The sequence below is a fragment of the Mycolicibacterium aichiense genome (genome assembly GCF_010726245.1).
GTDB lineage: Bacteria > Actinomycetota > Actinomycetes > Mycobacteriales > Mycobacteriaceae > Mycobacterium > Mycobacterium aichiense.
In genome coordinates this window covers 4,857,518-4,868,510 of the sequence record NZ_AP022561.1, presented here as the reverse complement: position 1 = coordinate 4,868,510, position 10,993 = coordinate 4,857,518, and the positions used below count along the sequence as shown (strand labels likewise).

General features: G+C 65.1%; 14 protein-coding genes. 5 read left to right on the top strand and 9 right to left on the bottom strand.

All coding sequences use genetic code 11. The features are described 5' to 3' along the window. Nucleotides 1-101: 101 nt before the first annotated feature. Genes G6N32_RS23540 through G6N32_RS23530 form a run of 3 tightly spaced genes read right to left on the bottom strand, consistent with a single transcriptional unit; the run spans nucleotide 102 to nucleotide 2,865 of the window. Nucleotides 102-1,166: an AAA family ATPase gene (locus tag G6N32_RS23540; protein WP_232077287.1), complete on the bottom strand. Its 1,065-nt coding sequence runs from the start codon at nucleotides 1,164-1,166 to the stop codon at nucleotides 102-104. 17 nt (nucleotides 1,167-1,183) lie between these two features. Further along, the gene (gene pnuC / locus G6N32_RS23535) at nucleotides 1,184-1,864 is read right to left on the bottom strand and encodes a nicotinamide riboside transporter PnuC (protein ID WP_232077285.1); all 681 of its coding nucleotides are present in this window, start codon (nucleotides 1,862-1,864) and stop codon (nucleotides 1,184-1,186) included. Then, nucleotides 1,831-2,865, bottom strand: a complete 1,035-nt coding sequence (locus G6N32_RS23530; RefSeq protein ID WP_115318677.1) for a hypothetical protein — start codon at nucleotides 2,863-2,865, stop codon at nucleotides 1,831-1,833. Before G6N32_RS23530 ends, pnuC begins: the two co-directional genes overlap by 34 nt. A gap of 92 nt (nucleotides 2,866-2,957) precedes the next feature. Between G6N32_RS23530 and G6N32_RS23525 the strand changes: the two genes are divergently transcribed. After that, entirely contained in the window at nucleotides 2,958-3,602 is a 645-nt protein-coding gene (locus G6N32_RS23525; RefSeq protein WP_232077283.1) for an NUDIX hydrolase, read from the top strand. A 45-nt stretch (nucleotides 3,603-3,647) separates the two neighbouring features. On the opposite strand, the gene G6N32_RS23520 is transcribed toward G6N32_RS23525, so the two are convergent. Together G6N32_RS23520 and G6N32_RS23515 are read right to left on the bottom strand one after the other, a co-directional pair. Next, nucleotides 3,648-4,043 carry a type II toxin-antitoxin system VapC family toxin gene (locus tag G6N32_RS23520; RefSeq protein ID WP_115318679.1) on the bottom strand — a complete coding sequence of 132 codons (396 nt, stop codon included), beginning with the start codon at nucleotides 4,041-4,043 and terminating at the stop codon, nucleotides 3,648-3,650. Then, the gene (locus tag G6N32_RS23515) at nucleotides 4,044-4,292 is read right to left on the bottom strand and encodes a type II toxin-antitoxin system Phd/YefM family antitoxin (protein ID WP_115318680.1); all 249 of its coding nucleotides are present in this window, start codon (nucleotides 4,290-4,292) and stop codon (nucleotides 4,044-4,046) included. It lies immediately after the preceding gene. A gap of 124 nt (nucleotides 4,293-4,416) precedes the next feature. Between G6N32_RS23515 and G6N32_RS23510 the strand changes: the two genes are divergently transcribed. Genes G6N32_RS23510 through G6N32_RS23500 form a run of 3 tightly spaced genes read left to right on the top strand, consistent with a single transcriptional unit; the run spans nucleotide 4,417 to nucleotide 6,411 of the window. After that, the gene (locus G6N32_RS23510; protein WP_115318681.1) at nucleotides 4,417-4,842 is read left to right on the top strand and encodes a cupin domain-containing protein; all 426 of its coding nucleotides are present in this window, start codon (nucleotides 4,417-4,419) and stop codon (nucleotides 4,840-4,842) included. A 59-nt stretch (nucleotides 4,843-4,901) separates the two neighbouring features. Continuing rightward, a complete protein-coding gene (locus G6N32_RS23505; protein WP_163789415.1) occupies nucleotides 4,902-5,480 on the top strand; it encodes a hypothetical protein in 579 nt (192 codons plus the stop codon). A gap of 22 nt (nucleotides 5,481-5,502) precedes the next feature. Then, nucleotides 5,503-6,411 (top strand): hypothetical protein, encoded by a 909-nt coding sequence (locus G6N32_RS23500; RefSeq protein WP_115318682.1) that lies wholly within the window; start codon nucleotides 5,503-5,505, stop codon nucleotides 6,409-6,411. On the opposite strand, the gene G6N32_RS23495 is transcribed toward G6N32_RS23500, so the two are convergent. Next, nucleotides 6,408-6,839: a hypothetical protein gene (locus tag G6N32_RS23495; protein ID WP_115319074.1), complete on the bottom strand. Its 432-nt coding sequence runs from the start codon at nucleotides 6,837-6,839 to the stop codon at nucleotides 6,408-6,410. The genes G6N32_RS23500 and G6N32_RS23495 overlap by 4 nt on opposite strands. A 163-nt stretch (nucleotides 6,840-7,002) precedes the next feature. Between G6N32_RS23495 and G6N32_RS23490 the strand changes: the two genes are divergently transcribed. Next, nucleotides 7,003-7,797, top strand: coding sequence for a glycoside hydrolase family 16 protein (locus G6N32_RS23490; RefSeq protein ID WP_115318683.1), 795 nt, complete (start codon nucleotides 7,003-7,005; stop codon nucleotides 7,795-7,797). Between the two features lie 31 nt (nucleotides 7,798-7,828). Here the strand turns inward: G6N32_RS23490 and G6N32_RS23485 are convergent, their stop codons facing one another. The 3 genes from G6N32_RS23485 to G6N32_RS23475 all read right to left on the bottom strand — a co-directional run bounded on the left by G6N32_RS23485 (nucleotide 7,829) and on the right by G6N32_RS23475 (nucleotide 10,981). Next, nucleotides 7,829-8,014 carry a hypothetical protein gene (locus G6N32_RS23485; RefSeq protein WP_115318684.1) on the bottom strand — a complete coding sequence of 62 codons (186 nt, stop codon included), beginning with the start codon at nucleotides 8,012-8,014 and terminating at the stop codon, nucleotides 7,829-7,831. 15 nt (nucleotides 8,015-8,029) lie between these two features. Next, nucleotides 8,030-9,628, bottom strand: a complete 1,599-nt coding sequence (locus tag G6N32_RS23480) for a hypothetical protein (protein WP_115318685.1) — start codon at nucleotides 9,626-9,628, stop codon at nucleotides 8,030-8,032. Nucleotides 9,629-9,763: 135 nt separating this feature from the next. Beyond that, nucleotides 9,764-10,981 (bottom strand): TetR/AcrR family transcriptional regulator, encoded by a 1,218-nt coding sequence (locus tag G6N32_RS23475; RefSeq protein WP_232077281.1) that lies wholly within the window; start codon nucleotides 10,979-10,981, stop codon nucleotides 9,764-9,766. Nucleotides 10,982-10,993: the final 12 nt, after the last annotated feature.

Genomic DNA, 10,993 nt, shown 5'->3' with positions numbered 1-10,993 from the left:
ACGCGAGCGCGGACTCGGCACACTATGTGCTGTGGAAGAAGCAGCGTTACCTGCAGTATGCAGCGTCCTCCTGATCGGGGTCCTGAGCTGGACGACGAGACTCATCTCTCTTTGGTCGTTCCTTCAAACCCCGGCCCATGCAGCGGCTCACCAAACCGCGCACGGAGCTCAACCAACGCGTCGATCGTCCGAATCGCGATGTCCAGCCGTTCAGACAGACTGCCGGTCAACAACACCCAAGAGTGCCCAGCTGAAGTGAGTGCCTCGATGAACCACGCCGTCATCGCCTCGCGAATCTGCAAGTCGCCCTCTCGCATGCCATCGTCCTGCCAGGGCACCCCCTCGTGGTCCGTGACCAGGTAGACCGCTCTCGGCGGCACCTGCGTCCACGGCTGGCCGGTCCGTGCTGCCGCCCCGAGATAGCGGCGCTCCCAGATGGCCGTCGCGAAAGCATCGGTGTCGCAGATCAGCATTGGGGAGCTCGACGCCGCAGCTGCTCCCTCTTCACGTCGCGTCTGTTCTACACCGATGACGTCAAAGTCGGCCGCGGTCCAAACCAGGTCCACTAAGTCCATCGACGGCTCAGACGCCCATTTAAGTGCGGTGTACTCGCGTCCGTACTCCTCGACATACTGCGTGCCGTAGTGCTCAGCCAGCATCCGGGAAAGTGTTGTTGTGCCCGTGGATTCAGCACCCACGACCACAACGCGAGTGACCAGCCCGGCGCGGGTAGCCGGCGCGAGATCGGTCCACCTCCCGGCAAGGTCGCGTCGCACCGCTGAAGCGCTCAGACCGGTACGCGGAATCCGCCTGCTTGCGGCACCAAACCAGCGCGCCAGCTCAGCCCCATAATCTTCACCCGAGAACAGCACATCAACGCCCACAGGCTCGCCTGCCTGCTGCAGCGCGGCTTGCATCAACGCCACCTGTGCCGCCCAGATCTGTTGACTGCCAACATCCAGCGGAGCGTCGCAACGAATACCGATGACCCGAATATCCGACTCACCCTTGTGCGCGACCCGAAGCCACCCGACACGATCCTTCAACGGGATCGTCTCCACTGCCGATGCCATCACCAGCACCGTGAACCGCTCGCACTGTTCGGCAGCAGCGCGGATCGCCGCATGGTGCCCGAGATGAGGTGGGTAGAACTTGCCAATCAGCAAGCCGTGACCGTAGCGAGTCACCCTGCACTTCCCACGGTTTCACGTTCGAGAGCAAGCTCCCGGCGCCATGCCCGCCAGCCCGTAACACACAATGCGAGGAACAGCATGTACACGACCGCCGTCAGGTTGAGTCCGCGACTGAAGTACAGCGGGACATAGATGCAGTCGGCGGCAACCCAGAAGTACCAGGACTCAATCCACTTCCCGTTGAGTAGCCATTGCGCGACCAACGACAGGCTGGTGGTCAGCGCATCCAGAAAAGGCGCCGAATCGTGCATCGACATCAGCAGCGGATACAGGGCCGCAGTACCGACCGCGACCGCGACCACGCACCAGATGAAGTGTCGCCGGCTCACCCCGCGCACCGGCAAGGGAGTGCGGTCGGTGTTGCCGTACAACCACTGCCACCATCCGATGAAGCCCAGGATGATGTAGATAGCTTGAAGCCCGGAGTCAGCCCACAGCTGCGCCGAGGCGAACAACACCAAGAAGAAGGCCGAGTTCGCAATCCCGACAGGGAAGTTCGCGACACTGCGCCGAACCGTTAGCGCCACACAAGCCCCGCCGGTGACGAAGCCGAGCAGTTCCGCCCAGCTCACGGGGTCGCCCCACAGTGTGAAGGTGACCGTGTTGAGCGGAGCCACCAAGGCGGCCAGCCACTCGATCATCGCCTCACCTCCCGGAACCACGCGTTCCACCGATCGATGATGTCCTCAACCCCTGGATCGACGCCACGGTAGCCGACGATGCGTACATCCAGCCCGGCATCCTTAACAACATTCAGCGCCCGCTCGATGGCATGGTCGATCCAGCTGCCCTCATTGCCGAACACACCACCGCCCACGCGTGTCAACAACACAATGTTGGAGCCACCGCCCGCGGCACGCTCGACTGCGGCCAGCAGCGTCGCTTCATAGGTCGCCTCGAGCACTAGTCGGGCGAACAACTCCCACTCCTGGCGCGGCAGCCGCGAGTACCCAAGGGGCAGAGCCGAACAGAACGCCTGCGACACCAGCCGTCGCCCCGGCTCCTGGACATCGGTGACTTGGACGTCCCGGTGCAGCCCGATGGCGAGCTGGCCGCGAAGCGCGTCTATTACGTCGTCCGAAGCGCTCGTCAAAGCACCGTTGATCGCCGCCAACCCCTCATGACTACAGAGCGCATAGCCGTTCCGCATCGTCCAGAGCGCGCTCATCGGTAGAGCGGTGAGTTGCGACAGCGCCGCGCCAACGCCGGCCAAGGCGTCGACCTGGCGATCCGCGGTCTGGCCAATTCCATCTTCGAACGGGACGAAGTAGTTGCGGTAGATCGTCGCCGCACCCGCAGCGATCGCGCAGGCCGGTCCCTGAGTCGGGTCGGATGCGTAGCGCGTCACTCCCTGCTCTGGCGTCACGTTCTCAGAGACCATCTCCAATAGATTGAACTGTGATGCCACTTGGAAGAGTGCGCCCACAAACCGGGGATCGGCATGCAACTTCCGGGCGTCGCCGACTAGCGCGCTCACCGAACTGCGCTCGCCCCGAGCCACAGTCACCCGGTTGCGAAGATCGGCCAGGGTCGGCACTGTCAGCTCCCCAATACTGAAGCGCTTGCCGTTCACGGTGGACACCAGCTCGTCGCCATCGATGGTGAGTCGCCGCTGGGTGGAGTCGTAGCCATCCTCAGTAAACCCGGTCATGCGTTGAAACCAGTCGCTCATTCGTCGTCCTCCCCGCTGCGTCGATTTAGCGCAACAATCACACAAAATCAAATTTAGCGCAATAGTCGCGCTTAATGCTAGGTTGTCGATCTATGGGCGAGACACCCCTGCACAACTATCCGCGGCCGACACTCGCTGTCGACACCGCGCTGTTGACGTGGGATCCCGATCAGGGGCTACTCGTTGTCGAGATGGCTCGCGATGACGTCGGGAAGTGGGCGCTGCCGGGAGCCTTCGTGCGCAAGGGTGAGACTCTGGCTGCAGCGGTCGACCGTTCCCTGCGGGACAAGCTCGGCGTGCGGGGGACGCGGCCTCGTCAGTTGCAAGTATTCGACGCTCCGGACCGTGACGACCGGGACTGGGTGGTGTCTGTCGCTCACGTCGCGGTGGTGCGACCCGACCAGCTCGCCTCGCTGGGGTCCGGCTCGGCGGGTGATACCCGCCTTGCCCCGGTGGACCGGCCCGGCGATCTCGCGTGGGACCACCCAGAAATTGTGCGGCTGGCCAAAATCGACATCCGGCAGCGCTACGAGGCCGAGCCCGACCCGGAACGGCTGCTGGGCAACCGGTTCACCATGCGGGACCTCCGGCAGGTGCATGAGGCCGTCGCCGGTCGAAAACTCCAGCGCGACAGGTTTCGTCGCACCATGGAGGCGCGCCTCGTAGGAACTGGCGCGATGGAAGAGAACACCGGCGCTCGCGGTCGTCCGGCGGAGTTGTTCCGCCGGAGGCGGTGAAGTGAAACTGCCGGTCTGAAGTCCCTGCAGCGCAACACTTCACCATCACACCGCCACCACGCGAACCAGATCCCCAAGCCCCGTGAAGTCGTCGGCATTGCGGGTGTAGAGGTCCAAGCCATGGGCGTGTGCGGTAGCCGCAATCAGCAGGTCCGCGAATCGGCTGCGAGGTTTGCGACCTTCGCTGATGATCGCCGCAACGACGAGGCCGTAGCTGCGAGCCGCTCTGTCGTCGAAAGCGATTGGCTCCATCAGAGATTCGACCTCCTGCAGCCTTGACTGGCGTCTGGCAGCCTCTATCGCCGTACTCGCCAGGAGGGGACCGGCTGCCAGCTCAGCAACAGTGATGGCCGAAATTGCCATCTCGTCCGGTAGCTTGTCGACGACGGCCGGATCGTGCCAGTCGATCACCACCGAGGTGTCCAGCAGCCCGGGCGCCATCTACACGCTCTGATCGATGGCCGCGTCGAGATCCTGACGAAACTGTTCAGGGTCGATTCGAACACCCGCGCTGGCGATGCGTGCCAAGTCGTCGCGGCTGATAAACGTCTTGCGGGCGGACTGAATAGGGCGAAGCTCCGCGACCGGCTCCCCGTGCCGGGTGACGACGAACGTCTCACCCGCTGCCACCGCATCCATGAGCTTCGCGTTCTCGTTGCGGAGTTCTCGCTGCGGGATCGTCCTGGCCATACGAGCAGTGTAGCGAGATGTGCTACATAGCGCTACGCATCATTCAAAGGGTCTACTGCGCAATCGGCGTCCGGTGAACCGGTGCCAGCTACGCTGTCTCGGCAGCGACGAAAGGCAGACATCAATGCGACTGTTCATCACCGGAGTCGACGCCGATGGCAAGTCCTGCATCGTCAGCAGCGACGAGGTCGAAATCAACTCAGTCGCACCCGGTTTCGGCATCGCCATTCCCTACAGCACGGCCCAGACTCCACCACCCGCTCGACCGCAAGGCAGCGCCGATCTCATCGATCAATACCTCGAGCCCGGCCACGTCCGCTGGATGGTCGTCGACCAAGGCGCCAACACCGAGACCCCCAAGCATCACACCGACACCCTCGACCTCGAGCTCGTCCTCAGTGGCAGCGTCGACCTCATCCTCGACGACGGAGCCCACCGCATCGAAGCCGGCGACATGGTCCTCATGACCGGCGTCGACCACGCCTGGAAAGCCGGGCCCGACGGCTACCGCATGGCCGCTGTTCTCATCGGCACACCGCCGCCTGCATAACCCACGTTAGGTCGCCCGACCCCCTAGACAACGTCAGTTGTCACACGGGAAACTTGGTTATGCACAAGGGGTTCACGCTCGCAGCGGCACTCATAGCGGCAGCACTCACCGCGCCAATCGCCAACGCCGACAACCCAACTCCTTCACTCCCGCAGTTCGTCCCGCATGCCTCTGACTGGCAGCCCGACACAACCGTCTATCCCTACAACCTCTGGCAGAACCGCGTCACCCCGGAACAAGTCGCCGCCATGCGCGACTCCTGCCAGTGGTTCAACGCCCAGTACGACCAGTTGATGAGCCAAACGCTCGGCTTCCAAAAGCTCCTCGACAGCCAACACGACAACTGGCAGGCACCCGGTGTCCCACACGCCGCGAACACCATCGAAGCCAACCTCGACCAGTCCGCGGCCTTCCTCGATCCGCGCGCCCATACCCTCTTCATCGTCAACTACCCCGACCAGAGCGAGTATTCGCCTGTCTACAACGGGGATTCGATGTACCACCTCTGGTATCAGCTCACCCAGATCAGCGACAACATGAAGCACCAGCTGCCCTCCGGTCAGCTCAACGCCCACATCGCCACCGCCAACGTCTACGGCACCACCATCCGCGGCTCCGGAGTGTGCGCCGGAGCCTGACGCCAGGCCGTAACCTCGACCAATGATGATCGGTGTAGCCGCAGCACTGCTGGCGTGCTTCGGCTACGGGGTCTCCTCAGTCCTGCAGGCCTACGGCGCACGCCGATCGGCAGCCGCAGCACGCGACCGCGGCGCCACCGGACACGTCACCGCCACCGGCGGGCCGACCCTGCTCTCCACCCTGCACGCCGCCGTCACGGCAGCGTTCATCGTCGGAATCGTCCTGGACGTCGTCGGTTTCGCCGGCAGCGCGGTCTCGGCGCGGCTGATTCCACTGTTCCTGTCGCAGACCATCATCAGCGCCAACCTCGTCGTCACCGCGGTACTCGGAATCGCCGTCCTCGGCATCGGGTTACGGAGCCGCGACTGGATCGCCATCGTCGCGGTGATCGCCTCGCTGTTCGTCCTCGGTCTCGGCTCCGGGGAGCGTGGCGAAGTGGACCCCGAGCGGCTTGTCCACTGGATCGTGCTGGCGGTGTCGGTGCTGATCCTGCTCGGCGGGATCGCACTCACCCGCATCCTCGGATCACGCAGCGCCGTCATGGCCGGACTGATCGCCGGCGTGTTGTTCGGCATGCTTGCGATCGGCGTGCGGGTGCTCGATGGCGTTGAGCCGTTTCAACCTGGAGTCGTGCTGGCCGACCCTGCCGCGTGGACGGTCGCGATTGCCGGAGTCGGCGGCTTCTACCTGCACACCGTGGCGCTGCAACTCGGCTCGGTGAACGGTGCCACCGCGGCCCTCGTCGTCGGCGAGACGGTGGTGCCCGGAATCGTCGGCGTCGCGTTCCTCGGCGACAGCTCCCGTCCCGGGCTCGGCTGGGTGGTCGCCGGCGGATTCGTCGGAGCGGTCGCCGGCGCCGTGGCGGTCGCGGTCTTCGGCGCGATCGGGCATCAGGCCGCGCCCGAAACCGAAGTCCCGCAACCCGACTAAGCGGCTGTGAACCGGATCGCCGCCAATTTATTCACTTCGACCGCCTCGGCGAACTCCGCCAAGGACGGCATCCGGTCATCGCGGAACTGCAGCCCCATCATTCGTTGCGCCCGTTTCACTCCGTACGAGGCCGCGCACCGATGGAACAGATCAGCCGTCAACGCCCGATCCTCGATCAGCTCGCCCCGCATCGGCCTCTCGCGCCCGTCGTACAGCACCGTCGCCGCTGCGCCGCCGCGGAAGTTCAGCTTCCACACGCTCCCGATCAACGCGTACAGATCGCCATCGATCCAATGCGCAGAGACCGGCACCACGAACTCCCGACCGGTCTTACGCCCCGTGAACGAGAGCACCATGAATTGCTTGCGCAGCCCGCCGGCAAGCGGGGTGCGCAACAGATACCGCATGAGCGGGTTGACGGCCCGCATGACCGCGTCCGGCGGGGGCGCCGTCGTGATCGCCGCTGACTTATCCACGGGCCAACGGTACGACCGCGACCCGCATAACCGCAGGTCGTTCGCTACACAGCCGACGGCAAGGTTGCACCTCGCCACACGCAACGGCTTTCATGGGGTGATGGATCGTCGTCAGATGCTCATGACCACAGGCCTCGGACTCCTGGTCGCCGCCACCAAGATCCCACAGGCCAACGCCGCACCGACCCCATCCGCCCCACAAGCCCCGGCCCCGCAGAGCTACATCTTCCACGACGAGTTCGACGGTCCCGCCGGCTCGGCTCCCGACCCGTCGAAGTGGACCACCGCCCTGGCCCGCGAATCGATGGAAGACCCCACCTTCTGGGAGCTGCCGCAGAACGTCGGCCAGTACCGCGACGACCGCCGCAACGTCTACCTCGACGGCAACTCCAACCTCGTTTTCCACGCGGCCAAGGACGGCCCCACCTACTACAGCGGCAAGATCTTCGGGAAATGGCAGGGCGGCATCGGCCACACCTGGGAAGCCCGGATGAAGCTGGACTGCCTGACCCCCGGCTGCTGGCCCGCCTTCTACCTGTCCAACGAGAGCCCCGTCAACGGCGGTGAAGTCGACGTCATGGAGTGGTACGGCAACGGCAAGTGGGCACCCGGCACCGCCGTGCACGCCAAGCTCAACGGCGGCGAACACGTCAGCCAGACGATCTCCGTCGATAGCGCCTGGCACACCTGGCGCGTGGTCTGGGACGACGCCGGTATGAGCTTCTCCAAAGACGGCGCGGCGCCCTACTTCACCGTGCCGGCCCGGTCACTTCCGGACTGGCAGTTCAACGATCCCGGCTACTCGATGATGCCGGTGTTCGACCTCGCGGTCGCCGGCTCCGGCGGCGGTGATCCCACCGGCGGCAGCTACCCGGCCAACATGCTGATCGACTACATCCGCGTCTGGTAATCAGCGGCGAGCGTGCGGGGATCGCGGTGAGTCAGTGGGCGTCGTCCTCACGCCGGGGCAATTCGGTTCCGGTCGTCGGCCGCATATCGGTGGTCCAGCCCGGGTTGATCACGGGGTCCGCCTCGCCGCGTCCAATTTTCCGGAAGTATCTGAGCGACAGATAGATGAAGAGTGCGATCAGTACCACCCCGACGACGGCCGCGATGATCTCCTTCATCGGCCCCCCTTCGCGCTATGGCGCAATCAGCTGCCCGGCATCCGAAGCCGCCTGCAGCAGTTGGGAAATGGTCAGCGCGCCGTAGCCCGTCTCCACGGGACCCATCGGCAACCCCAGCCACGGCACCACCGTCGGATCCGGGTCGACGTCGAGGTTGTACGCCTGCATGCCCGGCAGATGATGCTCGAAGAAATTACCCAGCGTGTCGACCATGAAGATCAGATCGCCTATCGGGCCGTAGCCATACAACGCCGACGCATTGAACAGCGGCGCAACGGCATTCGGGTCGCCGATCATCACGATCGCGCCGTAGTGCGGCTTGCTCCCGCCGGCGGGCACATAGCTCGGCATGAACGGCTGCAGACCCGGGAGATCGGTCGCGAAGTACGCCGCCGGGTCACCATAGGTCTCGATGTTGACGAACCCGGAGTCGGCGCCGTTACCCGCGACGATGGTGTTGATCCCGGGACTCTCGAAGCCGATGCCGTCCAAACCCGTCTGCTGCGCAACGTATTCGGCCTCCCAGCCGCCCAGCGAGTGGCCGGTGACGAAGATGTCAGACGCGCTGTAACCCTGCAGGGCAGCATCGGCCTGTACCCGTTGCGCGAAGGCCAGCGCATCGGTGAACGCCCGCGGAGTGGTGTGGGTGTAGAGGACCTGCAGGTCGGTGACGATCTGCGAGATCGCGATCAGCGGGTTGAACAACAGGTTGGTCCCGCCGGTGGTGCCTTGATAGGCGATGATGATCTGATTCTGCGGGGTCACCCACACCTGCGCTCGCTCGCCCGACAGGACGTTGGTGGACGTGACCGGTACTCCGTTGACGGTGAACGGCCGCAATCCGCCCGGGACACCGCCCAGCACGTATTCCGCCGCGGCGGCGTTCAGGAATTGCGCGACGGTCGGCGTCAGCGCGGTCGTCGGTCCGGTGTAGGTCATCGTCGGCGGGATCGGTTGCGTGGTCGGGGTCGCGTCCAGTCCCACCGCGTGCTCGATCCTCCGGAACACCGCGAAAATCAGGTTGTCGAAGGGCGCGAAGTCGAGCGGGCTTTGCGGGCCGCCGACCGCGGCGGTGAGGTCGAGCGACTGCAGCACGGTGTTGACGATGTGGCCGGGCAGTGCGATCAGCTTGGCGATCGGGGACAGCGGTGCCGGCGGAGTCGGGGTCGTCGGCGAGCTGACCGCCGCCGCGAGCGCAGCGCTCGCCGTGGTCTTCCTCGCCGTGGTCGCCACGGCACGGGTGGGCTTGGCTGACGCTTCCGGGTCCGGTGTGGGCGCGCTGATCGGAATGGTGACCGCGGAAGCGCTTAAGTGTTTCGTCGACTTTGGTTGCGCTGCAGCAGAATCCGGCTTCTGAATCGCCGAGCGGCGAGCCGTCGCAACGCCACTGCCACGATGACTGTCGCGACCGTCGGCCGCCTTCGTCGGGCCGCTCGCCTGCGACTGACTTGACGAGGTCGACGACGGTCCGGCGTGGCCGGTATCAGCCCAGGCCGCAGCTTGTCCGCCGACGGTTCCGATGCCCAACCCGATGCCCACCGCAAGCGTGGCCAGGCCGCAGCGGGACGCTGTCCGCTTCCCCTGGCTGGCGCTGCGCTGCGTTCGTACCGTCATCGATCCCCATATTCCGTCACGGTGTCTCTACGTTTGCTGACGACGATATGACAACGGGAGATGTCGGTCTCGATTTTGAGTGCCAAACCTGCGCGACACGCCTCGAGCACGACGTCCATCCACAGTCGCCACCCGCTAGCGCCGCCGCCGAACCGGCCGGCCCAGCAGCGTGACCTCCATCAGCCGCCGGATCGTCGCCACCGACTCCGGGCCGGACTCACGGGCGAACAGCCGCCGGAAGTCCACCGTCAGCGCCAATGCCGCGCCCACCGCATACCGCGCGGCGCCGATCTTCATCTCCGGCCGCGCCACCGTGACCAACCGTGCCCACGCGTCCATCATGGACGACTCAATGGTCTCCAGCACGCGAAGATCCACAGGCGGAACATTATGCCGCTCCGTGTAATACACGTACGGCAGATCCGGCCACTCCATCACCCGGCCGAGGTACTCGTCGATCACCTCGTCCAGCGCCTCCTCCGGATCGGAGGTGCGGGACAGCGCAGCGGCGGTGTCACTGGAATGCTGGTCGGCCGCACGCCGATACGCCAGCGCCAGGATGTCCGCCTTGCCCGGGAACGACCGGTACAACCCCGACGCCTGTATGCCCACCGCCGACGCGATGTCTTCCATGCTCGTGTTGCGATACCCGTTCTCGTAGAACAACCGCACCGATTCGAACAGCACATGCTCGTACAAGCCGGCCTCGGCGCCGACGGTCAGAGGCTGCGGCCGTGAAACCGCGCGGCGCCGCCCCGCGGGTAGCTCAGCGGCCAGCACGTCGGCCGTCATTGTGTTCAACACGGACCGGATCTCGCCTATGGCAAGCGGATTGGAGTGATCCGTGATGCTGCCGATCACCGTGAGGGCCGCCGACGACAGCGTCCAGGCCTGATTCGCGCGCAGTTTGGGCCTCAGCGCGAGCAACGGAAGCTGCAGGCGTTCATTCACCACCTTGAGTTGGTGAACCAGGATCGCGCGGTCGGGATCCTTGAGATACCGCGCTTCCCAGCGGTACAGACCACCTGCGGCCCGGTTGGCGATCGTGGCGTCGACCAGGGCAGACGTCAACGCCTGCAACGTCTCTGCGGGATTGTCGTCGGCGGTGTCGTCGGCGAACGCTGTGACGTCGACGAGCATCTGACTCAGCCCCAGGACCGCGTCGCGGAACAGGTCGTACTTGCTGGGGGAGTGCCGATATAGCGCGGCCGGCGTGATCCCGACCCGCGCGGCGATGTCCTCCATGCTGACGGCGTGATACCCCTGCGACCCGAAGGCATCGGCCGACGCCCGCGCTATCTGCGCCTTGCGATCCTTGGGGCGCCGCCGAACTGCGGGTTCGCCTTCTGACACGGATTCCACGCT